The organism is Aeromicrobium sp. WCS2018Hpa-31 (assembly GCF_031843905.1).
Lineage (GTDB): Bacteria > Actinomycetota > Actinomycetes > Propionibacteriales > Nocardioidaceae > Aeromicrobium.
On the sequence record NZ_JAVTJF010000001.1, the window covers coordinates 189,272 to 215,876 of the forward strand.

The 26,605-nt window shown below is 63.4% G+C and carries 20 protein-coding genes; 8 read left to right on the forward strand and 12 right to left on the reverse strand.

What is annotated here, in order from left to right; genetic code table 11:
• Positions 1–61 precede the first annotated feature (61 nt).
• The 4 genes from RQG84_RS00950 to RQG84_RS00965 all read right to left on the reverse strand — a co-directional run bounded on the left by RQG84_RS00950 (position 62) and on the right by RQG84_RS00965 (position 3,134).
• The gene (locus RQG84_RS00950) at positions 62–691 is read right to left on the reverse strand and encodes a hypothetical protein (protein ID WP_311208450.1); all 630 of its coding nucleotides are present in this window, start codon (positions 689–691) and stop codon (positions 62–64) included.
• Positions 692–831: 140 nt separating this feature from the next.
• On the reverse strand, positions 832–2,151 hold the full coding sequence (locus RQG84_RS00955; protein WP_311208451.1) for a DUF4041 domain-containing protein: 1,320 nt from the start codon (positions 2,149–2,151) through the stop codon (positions 832–834).
• Positions 2,152–2,273: 122 nt separating this feature from the next.
• The gene (locus tag RQG84_RS00960; RefSeq protein ID WP_311208452.1) at positions 2,274–2,825 is read right to left on the reverse strand and encodes a hypothetical protein; all 552 of its coding nucleotides are present in this window, start codon (positions 2,823–2,825) and stop codon (positions 2,274–2,276) included.
• 105 nt (positions 2,826–2,930) lie between these two features.
• Positions 2,931–3,134 (reverse strand): hypothetical protein, encoded by a 204-nt coding sequence (locus tag RQG84_RS00965; RefSeq protein WP_311208453.1) that lies wholly within the window; start codon positions 3,132–3,134, stop codon positions 2,931–2,933.
• 302 nt (positions 3,135–3,436) lie between these two features.
• Here RQG84_RS00965 and RQG84_RS00970 point away from each other — a divergent pair, with 302 nt between their 5' ends.
• The 4 genes from RQG84_RS00970 (at position 3,437) to RQG84_RS00980 (ending at position 10,298) form a co-directional block, all read left to right on the forward strand.
• On the forward strand, positions 3,437–8,449 hold the full coding sequence (locus tag RQG84_RS00970; protein WP_311208454.1) for a DUF6531 domain-containing protein: 5,013 nt from the start codon (positions 3,437–3,439) through the stop codon (positions 8,447–8,449).
• A gap of 370 nt (positions 8,450–8,819) precedes the next feature.
• Positions 8,820–9,410, forward strand: coding sequence for an RHS repeat-associated core domain-containing protein (locus RQG84_RS18080; protein ID WP_396135198.1), 591 nt, complete (start codon positions 8,820–8,822; stop codon positions 9,408–9,410).
• Positions 9,407–9,598, forward strand: a complete 192-nt coding sequence (locus tag RQG84_RS00975; RefSeq protein ID WP_311208455.1) for a hypothetical protein — start codon at positions 9,407–9,409, stop codon at positions 9,596–9,598. Before RQG84_RS18080 ends, RQG84_RS00975 begins: the two co-directional genes overlap by 4 nt.
• A 31-nt stretch (positions 9,599–9,629) precedes the next feature.
• Positions 9,630–10,298, forward strand: a complete 669-nt coding sequence (locus RQG84_RS00980; protein WP_311208456.1) for an RHS repeat-associated core domain-containing protein — start codon at positions 9,630–9,632, stop codon at positions 10,296–10,298.
• A gap of 830 nt (positions 10,299–11,128) precedes the next feature.
• Here the strand turns inward: RQG84_RS00980 and RQG84_RS00985 are convergent.
• Positions 11,129–11,455, reverse strand: coding sequence for a hypothetical protein (locus tag RQG84_RS00985; protein ID WP_311208457.1), 327 nt, complete (start codon positions 11,453–11,455; stop codon positions 11,129–11,131).
• Between the two features lie 720 nt (positions 11,456–12,175).
• Between RQG84_RS00985 and RQG84_RS00990 the strand changes: the two genes are divergently transcribed.
• Positions 12,176–12,631, forward strand: a complete 456-nt coding sequence (locus tag RQG84_RS00990) for a hypothetical protein (protein WP_311208458.1) — start codon at positions 12,176–12,178, stop codon at positions 12,629–12,631.
• 298 nt (positions 12,632–12,929) lie between these two features.
• Here RQG84_RS00990 and RQG84_RS00995 read toward each other — a convergent pair whose 3' ends face one another.
• The 3 genes from RQG84_RS00995 to RQG84_RS01005 form a co-directional block, all read right to left on the reverse strand.
• Positions 12,930–14,021, reverse strand: a complete 1,092-nt coding sequence (locus tag RQG84_RS00995) for a CU044_5270 family protein (protein ID WP_311208459.1) — start codon at positions 14,019–14,021, stop codon at positions 12,930–12,932.
• Positions 14,018–14,554, reverse strand: a complete 537-nt coding sequence (locus tag RQG84_RS01000) for an RNA polymerase sigma factor (protein WP_311208460.1) — start codon at positions 14,552–14,554, stop codon at positions 14,018–14,020. Before RQG84_RS01000 ends, RQG84_RS00995 begins: the two co-directional genes overlap by 4 nt.
• 101 nt (positions 14,555–14,655) lie before the next feature.
• The gene (locus RQG84_RS01005) at positions 14,656–15,048 is read right to left on the reverse strand and encodes a peptidase inhibitor family I36 protein (protein WP_311208461.1); all 393 of its coding nucleotides are present in this window, start codon (positions 15,046–15,048) and stop codon (positions 14,656–14,658) included.
• 244 nt (positions 15,049–15,292) lie between these two features.
• On the opposite strand from RQG84_RS01005, the gene RQG84_RS01010 reads away from it, so the two are divergent.
• Positions 15,293–18,334, forward strand: coding sequence for a hypothetical protein (locus RQG84_RS01010; protein WP_311208462.1), 3,042 nt, complete (start codon positions 15,293–15,295; stop codon positions 18,332–18,334).
• A gap of 10 nt (positions 18,335–18,344) precedes the next feature.
• A complete protein-coding gene (locus tag RQG84_RS01015) occupies positions 18,345–18,869 on the forward strand; it encodes a hypothetical protein (protein WP_311208463.1) in 525 nt (174 codons plus the stop codon).
• 259 nt (positions 18,870–19,128) lie between these two features.
• On the opposite strand, the gene RQG84_RS01020 is transcribed toward RQG84_RS01015, so the two are convergent.
• On the reverse strand, positions 19,129–20,772 hold the full coding sequence (locus RQG84_RS01020) for a tetratricopeptide repeat protein (protein WP_311208464.1): 1,644 nt from the start codon (positions 20,770–20,772) through the stop codon (positions 19,129–19,131).
• 792 nt (positions 20,773–21,564) lie between these two features.
• Here RQG84_RS01020 and RQG84_RS01025 point away from each other — a divergent pair.
• Positions 21,565–22,839 carry a hypothetical protein gene (locus RQG84_RS01025; protein WP_311208465.1) on the forward strand — a complete coding sequence of 425 codons (1,275 nt, stop codon included), beginning with the start codon at positions 21,565–21,567 and terminating at the stop codon, positions 22,837–22,839.
• An 892-nt stretch (positions 22,840–23,731) separates the two neighbouring features.
• Here RQG84_RS01025 and RQG84_RS01030 read toward each other — a convergent pair.
• From RQG84_RS01030 to RQG84_RS01035, 3 genes are all read right to left on the reverse strand, one after another.
• Positions 23,732–24,559: a hypothetical protein gene (locus RQG84_RS01030; RefSeq protein WP_311208466.1), complete on the reverse strand. Its 828-nt coding sequence runs from the start codon at positions 24,557–24,559 to the stop codon at positions 23,732–23,734.
• Between the two features lie 85 nt (positions 24,560–24,644).
• A complete protein-coding gene (locus tag RQG84_RS18085; protein WP_396135209.1) occupies positions 24,645–24,851 on the reverse strand; it encodes a DUF2188 domain-containing protein in 207 nt (68 codons plus the stop codon).
• Between the two features lie 112 nt (positions 24,852–24,963).
• Positions 24,964–26,598 carry a hypothetical protein gene (locus RQG84_RS01035; protein WP_311208467.1) on the reverse strand — a complete coding sequence of 545 codons (1,635 nt, stop codon included), beginning with the start codon at positions 26,596–26,598 and terminating at the stop codon, positions 24,964–24,966.
• Positions 26,599–26,605: the final 7 nt, after the last annotated feature.

The following is a 26,605-nucleotide window of genomic DNA, read 5'->3' on the forward strand; positions in this document are numbered from 1 at the left end:
CGACAGGCCCTCGTTCACCTGGGCTGGTCGGAAGGACAGTCGCCGCTGCCCGCGAGGTAGTTCAGCGCGACCCGGCAACCGTGGAGCCGGTCATCGGCTGCGAGTCGCCCGGTGAGGGCGACGCTCCTATGGCGGTGGACTGCGTTCCGGGTGGGCCGGTGGGGATGGTGGCGATAGGCGGATCGACGAATTCGTTGAGGTCCCAACGCTCCGGTCCCAGTTGTTCGCCGCTCAGCCAGCGGCCCGCGCGGCAGAGCCCATAACCGGCGCCAGGGAACGCGTTGGCTGCGTAGACGAACGTCAGTGTCAGTGTTGGGTACGCCGCGGACAGTGTCCTGATGATCTCTGCTGGGGGCCGGTCCGATGCGATGAAGCTGGCCTTGAACCCGGGCCCGTCCGGGGTGTGGAAGAGCTCGAGGTAGGCGTCCCAGAGGCGGACGAACTCGGACTCGAAACGTTCCCAGGCGCGCTCGGCCTCGTTGGGGTTCGCCTCGATGTCGTCAGGACTGTGGCCTAGAACGAAGGCGGCGTTGCGGGCTTCGGTGTGTGACCAGCGTGTGGGCGCTTGAGGGGCCAGGGCTGACGCGTTGAGCCGCGTCCCGTCAGAAGCGGCGAGGAAGCGAAGGTGGAGCCAGGAGACGTCGTTGGCCGGGCCGATGGCAGTCACGCTCACGGTGTAGGACGTTGTCATGTCCCGTACGGTGTCGCGTCCTCCGGCTGCGTCGAGGTACTCCATCCTTTGGCGGGCGGGCAACCTCCGGCAAATGGGCGACCCAGCCGTCGTGACCTGGCGGAGTCAGCGAAGTCTGAGGCCCCGGCAGCGCAAACGGGTCAGGTGAGTGCTGCGAGTTCGGGCCAGCTCGTCCGGTACTCGTCCGCTTTCTGGGCGGCGTCGAACTCCAGAACCTCGACGCTGTGTGTCTTGAGGACATCGAGGACGGCTTCAGGGGTGGTGTTGAAGAACTCGCGCCGCAGATTCACCTTGTTCACGCGTTGGGGAGCGAACGTCTGATGAAGCATCGTTTCGATGCCGACGGCGTCCTTGGAGAAGAAGAGTGCGTGGACGTCAAAATGGAACGGCACTGACGCATCACTGAGTTCACGGATGCGGTCCATCGGTTCGAGGCGGCGCGTCATGCCGATCTTGACCATGTTCTCGCCGAACGCTCCAAGGTTGGAGATGACGTAAACGTAGCCGGCACGGATGTTCGCGGCCCGGTAGTCGACGTCTTCGAGTGCCCGTTCCACGTCCAGAAGCTCCGTACGCAGACGTTCGGCCCCGGCGGTGTCGCCCTTGGCTTCCAACGCTGCGAGCGAGTTGAGGTAGTGCGACTTCTCCTTCTCTAGCCGGTCGTGTTCGCGCTGCAGTTCCTGTTCGGCTTTGCGTTGCTCGCGCAGTTCGGCCTTGTGAGCACGCTCGGCATCCTTCTCCTCCTTCACCCTCTCGAGATGGCGGGCAGCGAGCTCAAGCTCCTTGAGCCGCAACCGGTGGAACCGGGCGGTGACCTTGATGTCGAGCATCGCGCCGGTCTTAGCGATCTGGTCGACAGCCTTCTGAAGACGAGCCTGCGCGGTGTGCAGGTTGCCCGCACGGACTGTCTTGACGCAGTTCTCCACCTCGGCGTTGTAGGCGCGCAACATCAGGCGGGAGTAGTCCTTGACCATCTTTCTGCCCTGGGCCTGGGAGTTGTTGAACGTGAAGTTCGACGTCGCCGAGATCGCTTCTCCAACCTTGTTGAGCGTCTTGATCTCGGCTCGGAGACGTGACAGTTCGTCGGCCAGCTCGGCTGACGTCTCCGCGGGATGCTCGTAGTCGAACAGGCCCAGGCTCTGCATCTCGGCGGACTGGCGTACCTCGACCAAACCTGCGGACACCTTCTGCGTGTCGACGTGAAGGCGACGGAGCTCCTCTTCGCCGGCGGAGATGTCGGCGATGAGCGAAGCTATACGGCGCTGCCGTTCAGGCACGTCCTCGATGCCGAACTGCTCGAGGACCACCTGTGCTGAGTCCAGGTCCGTACGCAGCTGTCCGTTTTCGTGCTGCAGTCGCTCGTTCTCAGCCTGCAGCGTGAGGTTGTCGTCGGCGAACTTCTCGGCGAGCTTCTTGCCGTTGAAGAAGCCGATCTTCGGCTGGCTGGTCTCACTGCTCATGGGGCACGAAAGTACGTGAGGCGAGGTTGTTGCGCAGCCAGTTCATTGAACTTGTTTCCAAGGGCTCACGATGTGGGGACGTGTGGCGTCGTGACCGTCGCGGCGCGGAGCGGTAAAGGCACCTACCGGGTGACGTTGAGAGCGTCGAGCTCAGCCACGAGGATGGGTTCAAGATGCTCGATGAGTCGTTCAGCGAGCGCTTGCAAGGCAGCGACGTCATACGCGGTGGGGCCGCGTCTCCGCCACGTCGTCAACCCGACAGCCCTGACTCCGGCCGCGTCGCCTTCGCCGCTCATCCGGATGACCTGGTTGATTTCACCGAGGCGGTCGTCGCGATGTGCGATGTGGCGGTTGCGTTCGGCGCGAACTGCCACGTGGGTGGCCCGTTGCACGTCGGTCAGGACGGCAAGGTCCGTGTCGTCGATGCGGCGACGGCGGCCGGAACGTCCCTTGGAGTCACGACCGGCAGTGAACGAACGTCCGTACGCCACGACCGCTGCTTCCCACAGCGCGGCGTGGACGTCGTCGTCGAACTCGGCAGACTCGTGCAGCGCACACCAGCGCGCCACCAGCTGAAGGTCGGCAAGAATGCTGGCGAGGTCGGCAGCGCGGCACGCTTCGTCGGTGCGGACCTCCGCACTCTGCCACCGGTAGAGCGGCGTCGGCTCGGTCATTGGCACCTCGCGGCCTGTCACGCGTGTGTCACGCGGAGGACAGGGGCAGGCAACCGGAGGTGACCAAGCGTCGACTCCAGCGGTGCGCGCAGGGTCGGTCCGCCATCAGTGTGCACCTTCCGTCTGGCCCGGACCGGTGTACCCGAGGGCGAGAAGGTGTTGCTCGAGCAGCTCGTAGAGCGCTTCGCCGTCGCGAGCGATGAGGTGGCGACGGGTTCCGTCGGGCCGGTATGCGCGGTAGTGAATTTTGCCGACTTCACCGGTGTGTCTCCAGGCCACCTCCACGAGCGGCTGGGGGAGTTTGGGCATGGACTCAGAGTCCCAGGGTCCCGGCCTGTTGCCAAGGTCCAGGCAAGGAGAGCGAACCCTGTCGTCCAACGAGACGTTGGCGCTCGCGTCGAGAAGCTGTGCGCCAGGAGTGGGCGCATTGAATCCGTCGAGCAGGCCCGCATCGAACGTCGGCAGCGCGTCCGGCGGCACGCCAGGTGTCGACGACGCCTTCGCTGGTGGCCGGTGAGAAAGTTGTGAGCAACTTGGTGATCCGGTGCGGTGATGCGTGACAACACCTCAAGGCACTCGATGCAGCGTGCCTCCGGTTGAAGGAGTCCGCGATGCGCGGTGGAGCACGGTTCGTCTCGATGGTCGCCGCAACTGTCGGCGTTTCAGTCCTCGTCGGTGTGCCAGCGCAGGCGGCGGAGTTCGACCCAGAACGTCAGCCGGAGTTGCGTTCGGTCGAGATGCCGAAGTCGTCGAAGAACAAGAACACGTCGACCGGGGGTGCATCGGACATCGCCAAGGCACTCGCCCGAGCCGAGAAGTCCGACAAGCCGGTCGTGGTGGAGTCGCTGACGACCGAGACCGAACAGGTCATCGCGAACTCCGACGGCACGGTGACCAGCGAGACCGCGCAGGCGCCAGTCCGCGGCACGAACGCTGACGGTGACGTGGTGCCGCTCGATCCGACGCTCGAGCCGACCGGGGGGCGGCTCGAGCCAGCCGTTGGCAGCGAAGACGTGTCGTTCTCCGCGGATGGAGCAGGCGACCTCGCACGTCTGGACCTGGGCAAGGGGCGGTCGGTCGCGCTTACGTTCGACGCCGAGACCACCAAGCCGACTGTCGACGGGGGTGTCGCCACTTACGACGTCGTCGAGCCGGCACAGTCGCCGCAGACGCCACCGGCGACGGCCGAGGAGTCTGACCCAACGGGCGGAGACGAGCAGGCCGGCCCGGCGGCGGACCCGGTGGTCGAGTCGACGGGAGATCCGACGGTTCGCGCCGCTGTGACTGCTCGCGGTTTCGCCACCCATGTCGTGTTGGACGAAGAGCCAACGACCGCTCCGGAGTACGTGTTCACCCTCGACGTGGAGGGTCTCACCCCGAAGCTGGACGATGACGTCCTGCAGCTCAGTGATGACAAGGGCACGGTGGTGGCTGAGTCCGCGCCGTTGCGCATGTGGGACTCCAGGGTCGACGAGTACGGCTTCCCTGAGCATCTGCGTCCGGTCGCAGCCGACCTGGATGAAACGGCCAACGGGTGGAAGCTGACGCTTCGCCCCTCGATGGACTTCCTGACCGACGAGGCCACCCAGTATCCGGTGACGGTTGACCCGGACATCTCCCCGGTGGACCGGCAGGGTGACTCGTTCTTCGCGAGTGGTGCTGACGCGGACACCAACTTCGGTGTCGAGACGTTCATCAACGTCGGCTACGACGCGGGCAAGCAGCACGAGGGCTACATGTCCTTCTCCTACAACGCTTTCCTCGGCGCCAACGTCACTTCAGCGAGACTGAAGATGTGGCAGTTTCACGCAGCGTCGTGCACCGCCCAGCCGACGGACTTCCGGCCGATGACCGGTGGTGACGAGGCGAGCTTGACGTGGAACAACTTGCCAACCCGCTCGAACGACGCGCGCTGGTTGTCGACCCTGACCGGCAACAAGGGCGCTTCCGGGTGCGCCGCCGGGTTGGTTGAGGCGAACGTGACCCCGCTGGTGAATGGGTGGGCCGGTCGACATGTGGGCTCTCACTCCGGGCCTGCGGCTTCGCGGGACGTCTACCTGAACCGTCAGGCATTTTTCATGCAGGCGCCGAATGCGACGTCGGCTGCGCAGTTCAAGCGGTTCTGCTCGCTGAACTGGTCGTCGGCCTCGCCGATCTGCAACAGCGCCGACCGGACGCCGATCCTGTCGGTCACATTCACGCCGGAGCTCGGTCAGCAGTCGTGGTACTCCACCACCGACCGCGACCTGAACGACCGGATGAGCTTGAGCGTCAACAACCGCAACGGCAACCTGTTCGTCCGCTCCGGCGATGTCAACGTCAACGGAATCGGCTTGGACTTCACTCTGGACCGCACGTACAACTCCCAGGGTGAGGAGAGCGGACCGCTGGGGCCGCGGTGGAGTCTGTCGATGGGCCCGGACGTGTGGTTGGAGAAGATGTCGGCCTACCGGTACGACTTCCACAGCCCAGGCGGCACGGTCCTTGGGTCGTTCGTGCGCAAGTCGTCGGACTCGGGGTCCGCTGACTATCGGAAGTTCTCCGCACCACTGGGGGGTGTGGGGGCTGAGCTGGAGCAGGAGTCCGACGGCGACTTCACTCTCACGTTCCGCAAGTCCCAGTCCAAGTACACCTTCGGCCAGGCCAACAGCGACGGTGATGCGTTCATGACCGCGCTCGAGGACCGCTCGGACAACAAGATCGAGGTCGCCTACTCCGGCACGGCCGGCACCAAGCCGAAGATCGCCACGTTCAAGGACTCTTCAGGCCGCATCTACACCCCGACCTACACGGGCGCTGTGATCACCAAGATCGCCACGGCGAACGTCGCCGAGGTCGGCGTGCGGGAGTGGAATTACGGCTACACGAGCGGGAACCTCACTTCCAGCACCGACGCGGAGGGCCGCGCCACCAGCTACCAGTACACGACAGCAGCGGGCGCCACCCGGTTGTCGAAGATCACCCAGCCCACTCCGGCAGTCGGGGGAGCGGCGTCGACTGCCCCGACGACGGAGTTCACCTATAAGGACGGAACCAGCCAGATCGGCACGGTCGGCTATCGCCTCGACGACACCGAGAACGGGCTCCTGACCTACTCGTGGGCCTACAGCACGAGCATCGGCGCCGACTGCGATGGCAAGGGCGAGGTCTCGACCGTGGTGACCGACCCACGGGACAAGAAGACAACCTATTGCTACGAGAAGCGCAACAACGCTGCGTCGAATGCGAAGACGTGGGTCTACGACGCCCTCGGCAACGCCAAGAGCCAGGACTTCAACGCCGACAACCAGCCCGTCAACGGCACGAACGCCACCGGCCAGGGCGTCGCCGGCGGGTCCACCGTTGCGACCTACAACAACAACATTGACGACCAGCTGTCGTCGATCACCGAGCCGAAGAACGCCGGCTCCAACACGGCGTCGTCGTCCTCGATGACGTACAACGACAGCTCGAGCCTGCCCGGTGGCGCGTACCTGCCGCTGTCGGTCAAGGGCGGGGATAGCAACTGCAACTACTACGGCTACGACAGCAAGGGCCGCACCACATCGACCTTCTCGGGCGCGACCGCGAACAGTTCCGGCAGCTGTTCCTCGACCCCGTCGGGTCGCAAGTTCGAGCGCGACTACAACGACAATGGCACGCTGGCGAAGTCGTGGGACGCGAACTCCGGTTCCAGCCCCGCCGACGACGACAAGACCATCTACACCTACTACGAGCCGGGACCGGGCACGGTCGCCGGTACCCAGTGGCAGGTCAAGACCGTCCGCAAGCCCGGAGGTGACTGCTCGACGGGCAGTGCCCGTCGCCTGTGCACGAGCTACACCTACGACGGCGCCGGCCGGGTCAAGACCATGACCGATGCCCGGGGCAACACCACCGGGTACGTGTACGACAAGAACGACCGCACCACCGGGGTCAATCTCCCCGGCTACAACATGATCACCTGCCCGCTGACGCTGGACGTGAACTGCATCCGCTACAACTACGACCAGAACGGTCGCCTCAGCCAGCGGATCGAGGACGCCAAGTCCACCTACTTCGCCTATGACCGGATCGGCCGTCAGACGCAGATCTCCACCCCCGCCGGAACTCTGACTTTCGACGTGGTCGGCATGAGCTACGACGCTGCCGGGAACATGATTGGCTACGGCCAGACTGTCGACGGTGTCTCAGGTCAGGACATCACCTTCTACTCCTACGACGCCGCCGGCCGCCCGGACCAGATGATCAACAGCTTCGGCACCATCCGGTTCAAGACCGACAAGGACGGCAGGACCACCGAAACCGCCTACGAGCCACAGACCGGCTACCCGGGCACCACCGTCACCTACGACTACGCCCGCAACGGGCGACCCAAGCAGATGAAGTGGAAGACCACCGACGGCACGACGGCATCGACGTGGGATTACGACTACACGATCAACCTTCCGGCCCCGTTCGGGGAGGTGGACGTCCCGCAGATGCAGTCACGCAAGGTCACCACGAGTGCCCCCGGGCTGACGGCCGGGACCCGGTCCTACACGTACGCCGAGCAGCGTCTGGCCAAGGCTGACGACACTGCCGGCACCGACTATGAGTACACCTACGACAAGGTCGGCAACATCCTGTCGGAGAAGGCCGGGTCGACCACGACCCACTACGGCTACAACCGCGCCGGGGAACGCTGCTGGAGCGGGTCCTCGGCCGGTACGGATGCGCAGAAGCTGTCACGTTCATGCGCGACGGGCCCGTCCGGGTCGACCGCCTACGTGCGGGACCCTGACGGCAACAACCAGGGCCTGTCCTCCACGGCGGTGACGTACAACAACCGCAACCAGGTCGCGAACATCGACGGGCTCGCGCAGGACTACCTCGACCAGGGCAACGACCTGCGCACCAGCACCGCCGGCACCCGGGTCATCAACGGGCCTCTCGGTGTGACCGCCTACAAGACGGGCTCGCAGACGGTGTTCCTGTCGCGTGACCCGGTCGGGAACCTGATGACCTACCGGCCCTCGACCGGCACATCGCTGTACTACTTGGTTGAGCCGAACGGCAACGTGGCCGGAGCGACCGACCCGTTCGGATACCTTGCGGCCGCGTATGAGTACTCGCCGTACGGGAAGACGACCACAGTCGGGTTGGGTGACTTCAACCCGTTCCGGTACTTGTCGTCGTGGCAGGAGACCACCAGCAGCGGGAACCCGGGTCACTACAAGCTCGGGGCACGGTTCTACAACACCAACGGCATGTTCACACAGCCGGACGCTTTGACTGGCGGCCTGGGCGACCCGCGCACGATGACGTCATACAACTACGCAGGCGGCGACCCCATCAACCAGGCCGACCCAACCGGTCAGTCTTTCTTCGGCGACTTGGATGCTTCGCTGAAGGGGTTCGCCTTCGCGAAGGGAGTGGTTGGAAACGCTACGACACTTTACGAAGGGACGAAGGCAGCTCTCGATGGTGACGTGAACGAGGTGTTGGCTCTCGGCGCGGGAGCGCTGGCCGGGTCTGTAGCTGCGGGTGCTTGTACAGCTGCCATCGGCACTTCTGGGGTGGGTCTGGTTGCGTGCGGCTACGTCAGCGGCAAGATTGGGGAAGGCGTGTCGAACGCCGTCCGGGATTCCGGGGCAGGAGACTGAGGACTATGTCTGACAAGAGAAGAGGTAGCGTCGCGATCCCGTTGTTTTTCGCGATCGTCTCCCTCGTCCTGGGAGCAGCGCTCTTCATAGCTGGCTTCTTCGTTTCGAATGGGGAGGTCATCATCGCTATCGGCGGTATCGGATTCCTGGCTGGACTGATACTCACTTTCATAAACGTTCCGCGACGTTATTAAATGGATTGGCGTCGCAATTCTGGAAGGTGTTTTTGACATGCCCCACGAGGTCTCTTGGTTCTCAGGTGGCGGCGACGGCTCGAGTTGGCCGCTGCCCGTGGTCGTTGCCGTCCTGGTGGCGCTAATCATCGCAGCGGTAGTGCGGAGATGGCGCAAGTAGGCCGGGGTGGCGCCTATTGGGCATTACTTCCCCTCTTCGTCGAAACGGATGGAACGTCGCTGGTCCGACGGACCCGTTCGGGTACCTCGCGGCCGCGTATGAGTACTCCCCGTATGGGAAGACGACCACAGTCGGGTTGGGTGACTTCAGCCCGTTCCGGTACCTGTCGCCGTGGCAGGAGACCACCAGTGGTGGTGCTCCGGGTCATTACAAGTTGGGCGCAAGGTTCTACAACACCAACGGCATGTTCACCCAGCCCGACGCGTTGACCGGCAGCCTCGGTGACCCACGCACGATGACGTCGTACAACTACGCTGGCGCTGATCCAGTGAACCAAGCCGATCCCAGCGGATACTGTATGCAATACAACAGCAACCCGACGGGGTCCTACGGGGGAGATCAGTTGGGTCCGTGCGGCTACAGGGGGCTTTCCTTCGCATTCAATCCGGGCTCAGACTGCGTCCTCGGAGCACTCGGCGCGGCCATCACGGTTGGCGGCACTCTCACGACGGCCCCTACCAGCGGCGCGTCCGGGTACGTCACTGCCGCAGGCTACGCAATTGCTAGCTATGGTCTGGGAAAATGCGTGGAAGTGAGTCAACGATGAATCTGCGGCCGTGGCTGAATCTCGCCTTCGGCTTTCTGCTGTTGGCCTATTCGGTGTTCCTGATCCTGGAATCTGAACTTTCCAGCGGTGATGGTCTTCTCGGTGTGGGCAGCCTCCTGCTGGCCGCCTACTTCATGGTCAGTTCGATCATGTTCCTGAGACGTCGCGGCCGCTCGGGAGACGGGTGACAAGACGGGTGACGAGACGGGTTCGCAGACGGTGTTCCTGTCGCGTGACCCGGCCGGGAACCTGATGACGTTCCGGCCCTCGAGCGGTACGTCGCTGTACTACTTGGTTGAGCCGAACGGCAACGTCGCTGGAGCGACGGACCCCTTCGGATACCTCGCCGCGGCGTATGAGTACTCCCCGTATGGGAAGACGACCACAGTCGGGTTGGGCGACTTCAACCCGTTCCGGTACCTGTCGTCGTGGCAGGAGACCACCAGCAGTGGGAACCCGGGCCACTACAAGCTCGGCGCACGGTTCTACAACACGAACGGCATGTTCACTCAGCTGGACGCGTTGACCGGCAACATGGGCGACCCCCGCACAACGAGTTCCTACAACTACGCAGGTGGTGATCCAGTCAATTACGCAGACGAAACGGGTGAAAGTCTCTTTGAGATCTCTCGTCGCATCGCTGAGATCGCGGTCTTCCCATCCAAAGCAAAGGCGTTCGTGAACTCGGCTGGAGCAAAACTCACGCTGCTCCTTGGAGGATGTGCGGAAGGTGCACTTTTCCTGGGCGTCCAAGGAGCGCTTCTAGGCGGCGCATTCGCTGGCGTGGGTTCAGCTCCGGGCGGGACTCTCGGCGCTACAGTGGGATGCACCGTCGGGCTCGTGAGTACGAACTTTGGGTACAACGCAGTAAGGGATGGACAATCGTGAAGCCCAAACTGGCGCTGGCGCTAACAGCTTCGTCGCTCGTGGGGGTCGCGCTGATTATCGTTGCTATGCTCCCGACCGTCGCGAGTGGGATACGGGCGATGGCCTTAGCCGGCCTTGTCTTGCAGGTGGGCGCTACGCTCCTGATTCTCCAACGCCGCTCGGGAAGGTGAGCTAACTCAGGGCATTCCAGACTGCCGGCCCGGCCCGGTTCAGATCCGGATGGTCGAGCGACTTCATCACGACTGATACATCAGACCTGTCAGCGATTGATGTAGCGCGGTAGAGAATCCGATTGGATACGACCCGTCCCTTACGGACCAAGCACGCGATGTTGCTCGCGGAAAGTCGAGGAGAGCGCCCTCTCAGGTCTAGTGACTTTGTGGCTTTTCGCCGCAGGAGTAGTTCCATCAGCCACGCCAGATAAACGGCACAGATTAGCGCCATGGCGTGCAGATGAATCTGCGAAGGGGAGTGAACGTAGACCCTGATTGCACCTGATGCCGTAGCGAAAACCAATGCTCCAGTGCACCAAGCGAGCCATCTCGTCCTGGTGAGCCCCCGGGATGCAGCTTCCCACTTATCAGAACTGAACGACGCCCAAATGATTTCATCCGACCTGTCCATCGAGCAGACCTTCACCCTTTCTTAGGCAAGTCTGTCCCCGAGGGCCGCGACGATGCTCTAACTCTGAAGCCGTGGGAAAGAGGTCCGACGCCATCAGGATAGGCCGGCTTCGGGACTACATCAACTAGGCGAAAGCTAGGCGAATCGCGGACCGGCCTCGCGAGAAGAGCCGGAGCTCTTCTCGGCTGGCACGGGCGTGTGTCCAGCTAACCGGCGCCGTCACGACGACCACCCACGCCCCTCGCCATCCTCGACAACTGCGCCGCACGGGCCTTCGACATTCCCGTCGACTCCGCCACCGCGTCGTACGACAACCCCAGAGCGCGAAGCTCAGCGACAGCCTCAAGGCGTACCTCGGCGAACGGCTCCATCTCCGCATCCAGTTGTGCGAAGAAGTCATTCACTGCACGCACCCGGTCCGCAGGGTCAACAACCGCACTGAGCGCATGGACCTCCTTCAGCAGTGCTCGCTGAAGTTGTGCAGAGATGTGTCCGTCGCGTGCGCCGGTGCGGCGATGACGACGAGTAGGCATGCGACCAGCACACAGCGTGTAGACCTCTACACGGTCGGAGGCGCAGCGAGGTTTGGGGGAGGGGGCGTGCTGCGGGCGGCGCGGGCGCCTTGAGCGCGGTCAGTGGGGCACGTTGAGGGCGCGTAGTTCGATGTCTTAGATTGTTTCGGGTGCTTGATTAGTTGTCTCGCGAGTCCGCGCACGGCGGAGACTTCATATCGCGTGGGGCCGCGGCGTCTCCAGGTCGTCATCCCGATGGCGGTGATACCGGCCGGGTCGGCATGGCCGGTCAGCCGGAAGGCGTCGTTGACTTCCCCGTGTCGGTCGTCGGCGGTGACCAACGTGTCGGTCGCGTTTGGTTCGGACCGTGTTGTGGAGCCCTGTCGGTGGCGTTCAGGACCGCCAGGTCGGTCCCTCCGAGTTGGCGTCGACGGTTAGGTCGGCCGAGGGAGTCTCGACCTGCGGTGAACGAGCGGCAGCGTGCGACCGCGATGGCTTCCTAGAGGGCGGCTTGTACGTCGTCGGTCAGCCGTTCAAGGCGGGCGTCGTGACGAGCCGGTTCACAACGATGAGACATCGGGCGGCAACGACTGTGAGAACTCGCTCGTAGCTGTTAATCGAGACGACAGAGCCTCGCCGGGGGGCTTTCGGACCGATGTGGCCATCGCTGGCGTACCCATGACCGCAGCCGAGATTTGACTACGGGTTGGAAAAGGCGGCGGAGGACGGTATGTCTCGGTCATGGATGAAGACCGAGAACGGGCGAACCTGCTGTTCGCGTACGACGTGTTGTTGCAGCGGTCGCTGGCTGAGCACGCGCAAATGTGGCAGATGCCGGCGCTGGCGCTGGCCGCTCAGAGCTTCCTGCTGGCGACTGCTTTCGACCCTGACACCAAGCGGTGGGTCGCCGTTCTCGTCGCCGTTCTAGGTGTCTTGGTCGCGGCGATGTCGATGCAGTTGATGGCTGCGCGGCGATTCAACTTCAGTCTCGATCGTCAGAAGATGACCCAGCTGGAGGTCGACCTTGGATTGTTGAGAATTGCGGAGCGCGGATGGGTGGATGGTGCGGGTCAGGACGATTCGTCGCCCCGGTCTTCGGTTTGGAGGCGCGCGTCGACCTACCTGGTTTGGCAGGCGGGTCTGCTGACATTCTTGGTGGTCGACATATCAGCTGCGCTCCACGCGCTGATCCGGTAGTTGGGTCGCTGGTGGTCTGCTTTGGGTGCCGCCTGGCCCTAGCTGCGGTCGACTGTTTCGCTGCATGCGAGCGATGAAGGTTTCCGCCGACTCCAACGACTCCTGGGTGGGCGGTGGAGTGTCGCCCACGTTGAGAACGATGGTCGCTCTCAATGCTGCGAGCTCTTCAGCGGGCTCAAGGGGTCGTTTAGTGCTGCTCCATGTCCGCGGCAGAGCCGTGCGTCGTTTGAGAAGTCGCAGCATGCATTCTTCTCACGTCAGAGGAGGTCGAATCACGCTCAGTGACGAGTCGGGAGCCTCATGGAGAGGTGGGTGCCTTCTCAACTCTGGTAGCCGTGGTGATGGCAGTGAACGAGATGACTGACGGCGCTTCGACATCCAAGTTCGGGTCCGGCTTGATCAAGATCTCCTCTGTTCCGAGGAGCTGCCCAGTCTCGGGGCTGCCGATCAGAATGAACCTGTACTCGGGTCGCACGTCGGAGACGAGAGAGATCGCGACACCGTTGCGTCCAGCCCGGTCCTCCACAGACCCAAGGGTGGTAAACCCGACCTCGCCGCGGAGAGCTTCCCACGCGGCACCGGCCACGTCCGGGGGAACGACATAGGTCGAGAAGAGAACGCGAAGCTCGTCATACAGACACAGTGAGCGTTGAGCGCTCGGACGCGCGCTGTCTGGACAGTCGGCGCGCGACAGTAGTTGGGACTTCAGTGCGTCTGGCTCCGTCGAGAGACGCTCGACGAACGCGGCGTCAACCGTGCCGGCAGGGAGCTGGTCAGTAGACGGCGACGTCGAATATGTTGGCGCGTCAGTGGGGATGCCGCGTCCGTCGGACGTCAACTGGCGTCCTACGGTGTCGGTCGTCAAGAGGCTCCCGTCCGGCTCGAGCCACGTTTGAGTGACTCGCGGAGTGATGACGGAGTTGCCCGAATCGTCTTGGTCGGAGAACCAGTTGTCGCTGACGTGGTGCTGGACTGGACCGGTGCCCGATGGCGCGGTTGCCTCTTCGGCAGCCTGCGAGAGGAGCGACAGCGCCGGTTCGGCTGGTTCGCCGGGCGCGTAGGCAACGCGCACCGCTGCTGCGAACTCGTAATCGAGCAACGGGGGGGTATCCGCGACGACGGGGGAGGATGCGGGCCTGAAGACGACAGCGATGGCGACGGCGGCGGCTGCGGCAGCGACCAGGGCGGTGGTGATGGTCCGTCGCCTCGAGCGCCGCAAGACCGTGAGCGCTGGGGCCGGTTCCTCGCGCGCCTTCATTCGAGCAATGAAGTCGTCTGCGGATTCCAACTCGACGGGAAGCTCCTCGGCGTCATTGAAGCCGAGAGCGCGTGCTTGTTCACGGAAGGCGTCGATGTGTGCCTGCGGGTCCACGTTCTCGCTCTTGTTCATCGGGTCTTGGACCTCTGGGTGATTGCTGGTTTGTTGACGCCGATGTCAAGGGCGCGCAGTCTCTGGCGGAGTCGTCCGACCCGCGTCGTGTAGGCACTGGTGCTGATGCCTAGGACTGCCGCTCCGTCGCTGGGTGTGAGGTCTCGGATGAAGGCGATGCCGAAAAGGTCCTGTTCGGCGGGTGTGAGGGCGGCGAAGATTCGCCGGGCTTGGTCGGACTCGAGAACGCCCCGGGAGAAGTCCTCGACGGACGGTTCGGCCGAGGGTTGGAGCCAGTCGTCGACGAAGCGGTGGTCATGGTGCTTCCGCTCCCGCTTCTGGATCTCCTGGAGGACCTTGTTGCGGGCGATGCCGACGGTCCACGCTGGCCAGGCACTGTTGTCGGCTGGGTACTCGTGGCGCTTCTCCCAGGCGAGCGCAAATGTGTCGGACGTGATGTCCTTCGCCCGTTCGGGCCCTACCCGACGTGCCGCATACCGGTAGACGACGGTTTGCAGAGCTGCGTAGAGGTCCCCGAATTCCTCTTCGGTCACGTCGCGCACATTACCTCGCTCGCGGCGCAATAGGGTCAGGTTGACTGCATCGCGTTGGCCCCAGTTTGAGGAGGCGCTTGCGCGCCTCCTCAAACCTTGGATCAGCAGTTGACGATGGTGGCTAGGTAGGCGGCCTGAGCGTAGGTCTGCCAGCCGCTCGTGCTTGAGCGAGATGACCTCGGGTTGATGCACTGGGTCGAGCCGCCGCCATCAGAGTTCGAGTGCAGCCACGTGCGGTAGGAGCGGTTGTTGTAGTACGAGCGCGTCGAGTTGAGCGTGATGTCTCGGTAGGAGTTGGTGGCCGAGAAGCGTTGGATAGTGCCGGAGTAATTCGTGCTCGACCAGACGCAGAAGTAGCCACTGCCACAGTCGGATTTCGCCTCGACCGGTGCGATCGCGGCCCCGGCAGGCGCGGGCATGAACGTGAAGAAGGTGACCACCACGGTGAAGGCCGTGGCGAGCAAGCGGACAGGGACAGAGATGTGGATTCGCATGCCCGCTCGTCGCGCGAGCGCCGTTGCCAGTCACCTCTGTAGCCCGATCACGTGAACCGGCGTGATCCAGCCGGGCCGGGAGCGATAGGGCGGTCCCGTCCGGGCCGGCCCCAAACGGCACACCAGGCGTCCGCTTGACCGCTTCTGCGTTTCCGCTTCCGAGGAGGAAAGTTGTGGCGGGCTGTGATCTGCGGTCTTCCTTGGCGATGAGCCAGTTGCCCCCGCTTATCCCCCTGGAGTCAACGTGCAGCGCACCCCCCACGCCGTCGCTCGTCTCGCACGCCCCGCCGTGCCTCTCGTCCTCGCAATCGGCCTCGCCGCGTCCTTAGCGCCCTCGATCGCGGCCCTCCCCGCAAGAGCCGATGCCCTGATGACATCGCCGCAGGCCGGGTTGATCTCGGTTGATGGCACCAACGCGGGGAGCCGCGATGCTTCTTCGACCGCGGCGGCAGTCAGGGAGGCGCAGTCCAGTGGAAAGCCAGTCGAGGACCTGTCTCAACGGACTGAGACCCTCTCGGTTGTTGCTAATCCGGACGGCACGTTTACTGCCACGGAGTTCGGAGCGCCCGTTCGTGTTCTAGAGGACGGAAAGTGGGTTGAGGTTGACTCGACGTTGCGGGCCGCGGGCGACGGTGATCTGCGTCCGAAGGCTTCGCCGGCGCAGGTGACTGTCAGTGGTGGCGGCTCTCGTGAAGCCGCGAAGGTTGAGTTTGAGAGTGGGCGCAGCATTGCGCTCTCATGGTCGGAGGAACTCCCCAAACCCAAGGTCGCGGGAAGCGTGGCGACATATGCTGTCTCGCCGACTTCGGATCTGGTTGTCACAGCCTCGGGGCGTGGAGTTGCCGCGCACCTTCGCTTGAACGAGCCGCCAGCCGACGATGACCCAGTCTTCAAGTTCGGCCTTGCGACCGAGGAACTCTCTATCGCGAAGGCCTCCGGCGGTGGGTTGAAAGTCCTCGATGAGGACAAGGATCAGGTCGGCTCCACGTCCGCCCTCGTCGCGTGGGACGCCCGCAAGGACAAGGCCGGCGATCCGCTGAAGGTAGTCCCCTTACAGGCGACGCTTGAAACCGCGATCGAGGGCGATGAGTCGGGCACCCAAGAGTTGACGCTGTCAGCGCCCAAGGGCTATCTCTCCGACCCGACGACGAAGTACCCGGTGATCATCGACCCCGACATCAACGCCGTGAACCAGCTGCGTGACACTTTCACGCGGTCGGGCGAGACCACCCCGGCCGGCAATCTCCCGTATCTGATGGTGGGCCGACAGGCTGGGAACGCAAACGCAAGTCCAGCGAGGTCGTTCGTGCAGTGGGAGAACACTGTGATGGCCGGGAAGACCATCACTGCGGCATCGATGAACTTCTACCAGTATTTCGGCGGGTCCTGTGCCGCCAGGAGCGTCAACATCCATCCGCTGGTTGCGGGTTTCACCGAGTCTGCGACGGTCGATTCCAACAGGCCAGCCGTCAACACGGACACGGGTGACTCCGCTCTTCTCTCTGAGAGCCGCGGTCCGACTTGCACAGACGGCTCGGGTTATGTGTCTGCGAACGTTCTGAAGCTTGCTCAGGCATGGTCGAAGGGGCCTTCGGGTGGAGGCTACGAGAACGTCGGTGTCCAGCTGAACGTGCCGACTGCGAACGCCAGCGACGTCTCATTTGAGCGCCGTTTCTGCTCCGAGGAGCCCAGCAGCGATATGACGTCCGCCTGTTCCTCTCAGTCGAAGGTGCCCTTTCTGAAGTTCACCTACAGCAACCCAGCACCGGATATGCCGGCGGAGGATGAGGTCGAGGGCTCGTTCAAGGGTGGGTTGGCTGAGGTCTCGGCGATCGTGTCTGGCGCAGAAGGAACGAATCTCCGTGCTCGTTTTCTACTGAAGCGAGGTGGAACTACCGTCTATGACGGTTATACGAGCAACTTCGTGCCGGCGGGTTCGGAGATTACGAAGTCGATCTCATCACTTCCCTATGGCACCTACACATTGCAGGCGTGGGCGAACGACGGGGCGCAAAGCTCTCCCGGTTCCGCTGTCAAGACGTTCGTTTGGGATGGCAGCCCTGAGAAAGCCGACACGCCAGCTAGTGGATCTTCGCGGTCGATGGATGGCGAAGACGTGTTCGTGACCTCCACTACGCCGACGTGGTCCACGATGGCTCAGAGCTCGGGGACCTCGCAGGTCAGGTACATCATCGAAACGCACTCGTCGAGTGCCGGCACTTCTGGAACGTTGAAGTCTGCCTGCACGAGCACCCTGGTCGATTCAGGGGCGAGCGCGACGTGTACACCATCTGGAGCATTGAACGATGGCGGCTCCTATTGGGTCAGGGCCAAGGCCGTCGATTCACAGAACGTGAGTGGCGCTTGGTCTGATTGGCTGCCGTTTACTGTCGACACGTCGCCCAACTTCGCATCGAGGACGGTCACGACGGACGGATCCTCGGCCACGTTTGAGGTCTCGATGACATCGAGCAACACGACTGATCTGCGAGCTCGAATCGTTGTGAAGAATGGTTCGACGACGGTGTATGACGGCTACACGCCCACGGTCGCCGTTGGCGCTCCCGCGGTGCGCCAGGTCGCCGGCCTGGCTCCAGGCTCGTACACGTATCAGGTGTGGTCGGACGATGGGCAGAGGGTGTCGTCCGTGCCGTGGACGGGGTCATTCGACGTGCTGGTGAATCCGAGCACGCCTCCAGAAGACTCGTGCGCAGAGTTCGCTACGGAGAACATCAGTGGCGAGTGGTCCTGCATTGGAGGGACTGTCTATTCGGAAGGACCCGACGGTGAGGATGTGGAGACGAGCACTGGATCCGACGCTGAGGAGTTCTCCACCTTCCAGGTGATCGATAGCTATCACGCCAAGAAGTCGACGACGTGGTTCTTCGGGCAGGGGACGAACCTCGCGGGCAGCGTGAAGATGACCTTGAATATCGGTCTTCATAACCACAGCGCCAACGTCTGGATGACAGCCGACGCCACTCGCAAAATCAGGTTGACGTGGAAGACGAGGATTCGGCGAGATATCTCGAAGGGTCAGGACTACACGGTCTTCAACTATCCTGATGTGCACGGCTGTAGCACCGCTACGTATCAGTGCAAGGACACCGAATCTCGGTACGGCGACGGCTACAACGTGCTCCCGTACATCTCCAAGGCGAAGGTGTTTTGGGAGGTGCACAATACGTCCCTCATCGTCAATGGTGAGAAGTATCCGGGTTCGCCGAAGGCGCAGTCCGATCGCGCAACGTGCTACAAGGGCACCAGTTGCAAGTTTCTCGGCTAGAGAGGCCATCGTGGATATCGAAGTGCTGATTGGTCGGATGCTCGGGGCTGACTTTCTCTACGCGCATGGCGAGATCCGTGAGACCCGGGCCGGCGGCGACGAGGATTGGACTCACATGTTCTGGGGGTACCGCCGGCTGAACTGGCGCACCGAGCGGTCCGACGGGATCAGCTTTGTGGACTCGCAGACTGGTTCCTTGACGCTCAGCGGCTCGAAGGTTCTGGAGCAAGCTGCCGTGCGCCACGGGCCAGGTTTTCATCTAGCCGAACGAATGCTCCGACCCCAGTACGCACCCATATGGGGTCGCCCTGGAGACGACTGGCGGCTCAAGGGTCCGCCCTCATCTCTGAACGAGCGAGTCGAACGTCTCGATCTGGTGAGCACCGAGAGTGGAAAGGTCGACGGACACATAGAGGTGGAGACGTCCACAGGGCGCCTCACGACTCTCGAGACCTCCGCCCATTACTGGCATTTGGAGTGGTGCACGGAGGAGTCAGAGGGATCACCGGACGAACTCTTCAAGACTGCTTCATAACGTTGGCCAATCGCCCCTTCGACTGCTCGACGCCACGGCGCTCGCAGGACCGGGCCGCGTCGGCGCTTGGCCCAGGGAGGGACCCCCAGTGCAAGAAGCTGATGCACTGCGTGAGCTGCAGTGAGAGCGAAGCCCCTTCAAGTCATTAGCGTTGGGATGTTCGCGGTGCGGCATCGTGCTCGGGACTCGACCGCGGACCGTCTCGGTTCAGGGATGAGGATCTACATACGGTCCCGACCTCAGTCGGTAGGATTCGTGGCTATCCAGTCGTCAGGACATTCGCATCGAGGTAGGCGAGGAGCTGGGTCGCTTCGGGGGCCCCGTCTTCGGCGAGGATGTCGTGGATGAAGGCGTGAGTCTTCGGTGGCTGTGCCGCGAGCGCCTCGAGTACTGGCTGCTTGAGGGGTTCGTCGTTCGGCCAGTGGTATGTCGCGGCGCTGAGGAGGAACCAGGCATCTTCGGCTTCGCCGAGGTAGGCGCTAGCCATGATGCGAGAGATGCGCGCTCCCGCCGGATCGTCTTGGGCGATGGCCGCCCAGGACGGCATGTCGAGTGCATCGGTGGTGCGAAGGTAGTCGTATGCGGCTCGGATGCTGGCCTCGTCGACCTTGATGATCCCGCCAGCAGTTCGCAGTTGACGCTTCTGGAGTCGGAGTCCGAGCTCGTCGACGAGCTCGAACAGAATGGCTGAGCGGAATACGTCCCGCCATTCGTTCGGTCCCTGGTGGCCCACTTCATCGGCGACGGCCTGCGCGTCTTCGTACCTACCGGCATACAGCAGTGCGTCGCACATCTGGGAGCCGATGTCTTGAGTGGTCGCGCCGTTGGTCCGCGCCTGCTCGTAGAGTTCGATCGCTTCGTCGAACCGCCCGCCGTGCCACTCGATCCCGCCCAGGGTCTTGTAGGGCTCCCAAGTGCGCCCGTAGCCGTCCGGGTCGTCCTCGAGTCGCTTCCGTTCAAACTGCGCGAGGCTCTCTGGCTGCCAGATGGCGCGAATTTGAAGAGGCGTGGCACCGAGGGATTGTGCCCGTTGGGCTTCTTTCATCTCGGTGAGTGTGAGGCCGACCGTCGGCAGTGCGTGTACGCGCTGGTGCGCATCAGATAAGGCGAGGAGGTCGGAGATGACGTGAGGAGGTGCTTGGGCGCCCGGGAAGTGCTGCTCCCCCGACGGTGGCCAGATGCGTTTGACGGGGCCGATCTCATCGATCTGCGATTCGATGTACTCGAGAAAGGCGTTGTCCCCGTCACGGGCGAGGGCGAGGAAGAAGACGAGGCCGTCGTAAGAGATGTGACCGAAGCCAGCGTTGCTGTTCATCGTTGCGACCTGGTGAACCTCGTGCTCGCTGGCCATCAGCATCGGGAACAGGCTCATGCCGACGTGCGCAGTCGGAGCGTCGGAATGAACGAGCCAGATCCCGGAGCGAGAGAGGGGCGCAGCGCCGTCAGCCATCGCCCGGCGTTCACCCGAAGTGAATGGACCTTCGTCACGTCCTCTGATGAGGGCGTAGGCCATCCAGGACTTCGTGGCCCATGCGGAAAGCATGGTCTGCGCGCTGGCGGTGAGCTGGATTGGCCATCGAGTGAGCGTCCAGGATCTCAGTAGTGTCCGGACCTGGTCCTCAAGCTGACTCATCCAGCCCCCGTTGCAGTCTCCGCAGACTGGGATCCACACATGTGGAAGCAGTTCGGCCACCGCTGCTGTGCCGCTGGTGACCGAACTGAGGCGACCGTCATCGTCGAAGATGAAGTCCTCGAGGGGGTGTGCCGTTCGTTTGCCCGTCGCCCCGGCGAGCAAGCGTCTCGCGCCGGGCGACTGCCGCATCCACTGCGCCCAGACGTGCTCGCGGGTCCTCGATCCGGGTTCTCCGCAGAACGGGCAAGTAAACGGGGGGCGGGAGGCCATTCAGGAATCGTAGGTTTATGCAGGGCCGATCTGCAGACGCTAAGCAACCGGCCGTTCTAAGTGGGACGTCGCGCGGGTCGAAACGTCACCTCCATCTCCGTGATGACGGGCTCCGGCCCTCCGCTATCGCCCCCAGTCGTGCGTGCAAGAAGATCTGCTTAGTTCGGGGCAAGCGAAAAGCTGAGGCTTGGCTGCGCGACGATCCGTGTCTGTAGGTGAGGCCATGACACCGACCGTCGCGTACGAGCCGCTCCGCGCCACGAGGTGCGGACTGGGCGACTTTCTAAGCTGATGCCGGATCTCGCGGGCAGCGCTTATCAAGATGCGATGCTGCGAGCCCGCGAACCGCCACCCAGTCGGAGACCACGCACGATTGTCGGACGGATCCGGAAGTGCGAGGTCTCGTGCTCGCGGCGTGGGCCGCGCGAAGCGTGCTTGCGTGCCCGGCGGGGTTCCGACTTGTCTTGCTCAGAGGCAATAGACCTACATGGGGTTCTTGACCTCTTCCGGTGAGAGTCGTACGCCTTCAGCGCTCGTGCGACGGCCGGATGCAGCGCGCCGCCCTTCACGGCGATGACGGTGCTTCCGGCCTCACCCCACAGCTGGTCATGGACGTGTAGCGCGGACATTGGATGGGTCGTGCAGTGCTCGTCGTAGATGCACATCGCAACTCGGGGTGCCCGCTGTAAGCCGGTGATGTTGGCGTAGTCGCGGCTCTGAGGCACGTGTCGACCCTAGGAGCCATGGTGACCGGTTGGCTGAGCGTTGGCCGAGGGTGGGCATCATCGTCAGATGAACAAGGGTGTCGACGTGCGTGGGATGTTCTGGCTGGAATCGTCTCCGGAGGCCAAGGTGCCTGGACACCTCACCTTCGACCCCAAGAAGGGAGGGCGGCTTGCCCTTCATGGCACGTTTGTGAATCATGACCGCCAGACCAGGTACGAAAGGGTCGTCGGCGATGTTGGCGGTCGGTCGTGCGTGCTCCTCGAGTGCTTCGAGGTCGCCCAGACGACGTACGACACCGGCGACGGCAAGTGGGAGAGGCACATCACGCTGCTGGTCAACATGGCGATTATGGCTCCCCGAGGGGAGGCTCCTGCAGCGGACGCGAAGTTCACGGGTGCGTTCATGACTTTCACTGGACTGTCCGAGTTCGACGGCCGCATGCCCTTCTCGTTCAACAGCCCAACGGACGATGACGACTGGGCCGAGCAGGTCCAGGTCAGACAACTCGAGAAGCGCCAGGTAGAGGCCGATGAGATGACGGTCGAGCTCATTCACTTGCCCGGGTACGCCGGAACCTGGTCGTCGGGCCGGGAGTCCGTGACGTCGAAGCACTACTGCCGCATCATCCTCTCCGAGCCAGGGAGCCTCGATGACGTCCTCGAGGCGTTCACGTGGGTCAGGGACTGGGTGGCTATCGCGGTCCACCGCGACTGCAGGATCGTAGGACCTTTTCAGCTCACGGCCGAGGAGTCCAACAACGCGCGGTTCGGCACCACTGAATTCCATGGCGTGTGGCCGCGAGCGCGCAAGACCCGACGGCCTGTATTCATCGACCGTGTTATGACCTTCGACGACCTGGGTGCCGATGGTGTCCGCCGTCTTCTCAACCTTCGTTTGGACCTCGGCCACGTCGTTCGGCGAGTGGCGTCGATGAGGTTTGAACGGGGCGTCGCGTTTGAAGACGCCATCATCCGCTTGGTGTCAGCCGCTGACGGACTTCACCGCGAGTTGACCGGTCGACAGCGGGAGCCGGCCAGGAAGATGCTGCTCGAGTCCGCTGCGGCGGTCGGGCCACGCTTCACCAGTCTCGTTCCCGACCTTGACCGGTGGGCAACGGACATCGTGAACCTCCGCGACGACGCCGCACACAACAAGGGCAGGCCCCTCAAGCGGGTGGCTTTGGCAGAACCGATGGTGTCGTCGGTCTACTGGTTGACCGTCCTGCGGCTGCTCGTTCATGCCGGAGTCGGTGAGTCGGCACTCGATGCGGTCGTCGGGAGTCAGCCGTTCATCGCAGCGATGGGCGCCGTTCGGGAGGCCTACCCGTTGCCACCGGTCTAAACGGGGGACCGCGGCAAGCGCGAGGCGATCGAGGAAGCGATCGGGTCCTTTCTCGCTGACGACTAGAAAGCAGGCTGCCTAGAGTCCGAGCGAGCGCGCCGTCCGCCGGGTGGAGCGTTTTGGCCAAGTGCGGCTCCTTCGTCCGGCAGCAGGGCGGCCGGGCCGCGCCAAGCGACCTCGACGTAGCTGCGCCCACTACGCGCCTTTCCAAGACTGGAACGGGGCCGCAGCGACGACTAAGAGTGCAGATGGCGGTGCGTGCTGCAGTAGACCTTCCCTTCATCATCGCGAGACAAACCGATCCCGCTCTTGCATTTGTCGCATAGAGCTCCTCGCGCTTCACCTGTGTCGATAGGCCACCACGCCATGAGTCCTCCTCGAAGTTTCCACGAACCGAGTGCGTTCCGACCCTAACGGCATGCGCGAGTCACCGGACCTCGATGAGTCGACCTGGCACACACAGGTCGACCTCGGTCGCTGCCTCGTCGATCAGGGGATTGCGCCTGTGATCCGGTGGTGCCACGCATGGGGTATCTCGACACTCGCGTCGTGCGAGGGCTTCGAGCGCGAGCACGCCTACATACTGTTCGAGTCGCCCACAGACCTGGAACGATTCTTCGAAATGGTCAGCCACCTTGCGTCGCGTGCCCAGGCGGGCGAGTTGAGCGACCACATTCTCGGTAAAGACATTCCGCGCATGAGGGGGTCACGAGCCTGGCGGTACGAGGTAATTCCTAGCGCCGCAGCGCTAGCAGGCACACCCGGCAGCGGACTCTGTGCCGTAGTCCAGTTTCCCGCCTGTGACCTCTCCGCACTAAGCACGCTGTTGCCGCGGCCCTAGACCACTTCCTCCCTCTGCTCAATCGACAGGTGGCAACTCTGCGTCGACCGGCTACGTGCTGCTGTTGAGGAGTGAGCCGAGCTCAGTGAGCATCGAGTTCCGTCGCTCGTGCAGAGCTTCGATGTCAGGAGCCAGAGGGTCGCCCTCGGTGATGGAAGACAAGCTCTGGAGGGCCAGGAGGAGAGAGTCAGCGCAGACCGACGCGATCTGCCACGGTTCGGCGACGAAGTACGGCTCCTCAACGAGGGTGGGGTAGTCGTCGTCGTCGGTCGGGCGTAGGAACATGTCGGCGGTATGCAGGTTGGCGTGGGAGAGCGCTGTCTCCTCGAGCCAGCAGAGGTAGAGGCGCGGGCCGCCGATGTCGAAAGCTTCGAACTTTGCGCGTACGGCCGCCAGGTAGTTCAGCGACTTGGTTGACTCGTCGATCTCCCAGTCGAGGATTTCGAGGATCGTTGATTCGTCCTCGTTGATGCCGACCTTGCGGGCCGCCTTCAGATACTTGTCAGCGTTCGTCTGGTGTTCGCGAAGGAGCACGTCGAACGTTGCCGGGTTGCTCGCGACGGTGAAGCATGTGATGGCGTGCTCGAGGAGGCTGCGTCGCAAGGGGGCTGCGTGGGCCGGGAAGCCTTTTCGGTGGAGGAGTTCGACGGCGCGGATGCCCTGCTCGATGTGGACCGTCCAGGCGGCGAGGTAGGCGAGCACGAACTCATAGCCAGGGAGTGCGGTCGGATCCCCGCCTCCCATGTACTTGTCGAAGAGCGCACGAGCTTCGCCGGGAACGCGGACGAGCGCAGCCTTGAGTTCGCGTTCTCGTCGCCGAGGGTCCTCGACATCTGGCTTGGAGCGGCGTCGTGGGCGACGTTCCTTGTGAGGTTTCATGGGGTGGCTCCGGGGGGCGGGTTTGCGTGACTGTCTTCGCGGTGCACGTACGCATCCGCCGAGCCGGCGCTCGACCGGGTGACCGTCACCCCGCCGGCGGGTACGGGTCCTCGCCGTAGGTGCGTTCTTCTTCGAACGTTCCGTCGGCCAGATGGATGATGAGTTGGCTTGGTTCGTTGTTCCTGGCGACCCTCACACCTTCGGCAATAGCCTCGTCCTTCGTGTCGTGCGAGGACAGTGAGCGGCCAGCGCTCCTGAGGTGCCAAGTTCCGTCTCGATGGACGACGTCGATTCGTACACGACCCCGATGCTCCTTCGGTTTCGTTGAGTCCTGGTTTCACGTGGCTTCCCTTCAATTTTCCCCCTTGGAGCGCCTCAATCACCGTTGCCGTGCGACTTTGTTGTCATAGCCCGCTTCGGGCACTGGCGTACTCGAGTGGCACGGGTTGTCGTAGGCCGTTCTCATGCCGTGTGAATGGAGAGGCGCGGCGGATGCTTGGCGGCCGCTTCTCTTCCCAATGCGGTGGGGTACCAGATGCGCTGGTTGCCAGCGCTCTCTGAGCGAGCGAGCCCACGTCCCTCCAGGGTTCGAAGGGCGCTGTGGATGCTTTTGCGCTCCACGGCTCGCTGAAGTTCCGCTTGGGGGTAGCCGTCCGGGGTTTCGACGAGCTTCGCAGGCACAAGTCGGCGACCGGTCCGAGTTGTTTGAACGGGTCGTGGCGTCGTTCGAGTTCGGCGAGGCAGTATTCGGTGCTGATTTCCAACGACCCGTACTCGTCAGGGAATCGCAGCGTCTTGGACGCGCCGAAGGACTCACTGTCCGGCATGAGTCCGCAGTGGCACAGCAGTGACCTGGGAATCTCGGGGACGCGGATGACGCGAGAGGCCGGCGCGCCGCACTCGCACAGCACAGAGCGGTAGCGCTGTTCGGCGATGGGACGTCCTGGGTTCTCAAGGATGAGCGGCGGTTGGAAGGGCCTGTTGCTGTCGTCCCAGCGAACTCGACCGAACTCCGTGTGGTCGCGTCCTGGTGCCCCCATGGCCGCGAGGATGTCGACGGGCGAGGACGTCCCGTTCTTGGCGACGAATGTGGCGGCGAACTGTCGTGTTGGCGACGATTTGCCGTACTGGCCGTGCATTCCGACGAAGTCTTTTGCTGCGTAGGTCTTGGCAATCCAGTCGATGAACTCAGGCTCGCGCCACTTTGGTCCGACCCAGTCGGGGAAGTCTTCTCCGGCGAAGGCGTGGAGTGCGACGGATCGCAGTTCGGTGAAGGGGGCCTGGACGAGGATGAGTGCTGCGGCATCGTTGACGCGTCCTGTGGATAGGAGCTTGACGCGGATTTCACGGAGGCCCCGCTGGTCCCGGCTTCTTCCGGGCGCGGGCCGTTCGACCGCGGAGGTCGGGGTGCGTACTCCGTTGGCGCACGTCCAGCGAATGGGTCCGAGTTCAGCGACTCCACGACTGGTCGTGATGCGCAGCGTCGCTTCGCCGTGCCATCGGCCGTCGCGGTAGTGGAAGGACAGGTTCGGCATGATCACGTCAAGCGCATTGCGTTCAGTCTGGGTGAACTTGCCGCCGGACCGGATGCGGTTCAACGCTGGCACCCACACTTCGGCATCAACGTCGAACGCTTCGGGATGGCGTTCGGCTGGCGCCGTCGACGTCTCCAGGTCGTCGAGGACGGCTTTCAGCTGTCGAGCTCGTGCGTCCGCCTTGCTCACCTTCTTGAGGAAGCGTGCGGCGCCGTCCTCGTCTCTTCTCTTCTTCGCGGCGATGGCGAGGTCAGCGGCCGCTGCGGCGTCCGCTTTGGCGTCCGCAATCGCGGTGCGTGTCTCGTGAGCCTGCTGCTCGCGCGCGTCGGTCGACAAGTAGGTGCCGCGCTGATGGAACATGGTCGCGTCAGGGAGTTCGCGAACGGGCACCCCGTCGCGGATGGCGTCCTTGATGGCCGCGACCATCTCCTTGGTCACGTCGCGGGAGTTCATGTGCGCGACGATTTGGCGGTCGGGGGAGTCGTCGTTGATGTTCGACGTCATCAGACGT

Coding starts and splice junctions, on each gene's coding strand:
- RQG84_RS00950 (WP_311208450.1), bottom strand. CDS start 691: ATGACAACGTCCTACACCGTGAGCGTGACTGCCATCGGCCCGGCCAAC.
- RQG84_RS00955 (WP_311208451.1), bottom strand. CDS start 2,151: ATGAGCAGTGAGACCAGCCAGCCGAAGATCGGCTTCTTCAACGGCAAG.
- RQG84_RS00960 (WP_311208452.1), bottom strand. CDS start 2,825: ATGACCGAGCCGACGCCGCTCTACCGGTGGCAGAGTGCGGAGGTCCGC.
- RQG84_RS00965 (WP_311208453.1), bottom strand. CDS start 3,134: ATGCCCAAACTCCCCCAGCCGCTCGTGGAGGTGGCCTGGAGACACACC.
- RQG84_RS00970 (WP_311208454.1), top strand. CDS start 3,437: ATGCGCGGTGGAGCACGGTTCGTCTCGATGGTCGCCGCAACTGTCGGC.
- RQG84_RS00975 (WP_311208455.1), top strand. CDS start 9,407: ATGAATCTGCGGCCGTGGCTGAATCTCGCCTTCGGCTTTCTGCTGTTG.
- RQG84_RS00985 (WP_311208457.1), bottom strand. CDS start 11,455: ATGCCTACTCGTCGTCATCGCCGCACCGGCGCACGCGACGGACACATC.
- RQG84_RS00990 (WP_311208458.1), top strand. CDS start 12,176: ATGGATGAAGACCGAGAACGGGCGAACCTGCTGTTCGCGTACGACGTG.
- RQG84_RS00995 (WP_311208459.1), bottom strand. CDS start 14,021: ATGAACAAGAGCGAGAACGTGGACCCGCAGGCACACATCGACGCCTTC.
- RQG84_RS01005 (WP_311208461.1), bottom strand. CDS start 15,048: ATGCGAATCCACATCTCTGTCCCTGTCCGCTTGCTCGCCACGGCCTTC.
- RQG84_RS01020 (WP_311208464.1), bottom strand. CDS start 20,772: ATGGCCTCCCGCCCCCCGTTTACTTGCCCGTTCTGCGGAGAACCCGGA.
- RQG84_RS01025 (WP_311208465.1), top strand. CDS start 21,565: ATGAACAAGGGTGTCGACGTGCGTGGGATGTTCTGGCTGGAATCGTCT.
- RQG84_RS01030 (WP_311208466.1), bottom strand. CDS start 24,559: ATGAAACCTCACAAGGAACGTCGCCCACGACGCCGCTCCAAGCCAGAT.
- RQG84_RS01035 (WP_311208467.1), bottom strand. CDS start 26,598: ATGACGTCGAACATCAACGACGACTCCCCCGACCGCCAAATCGTCGCG.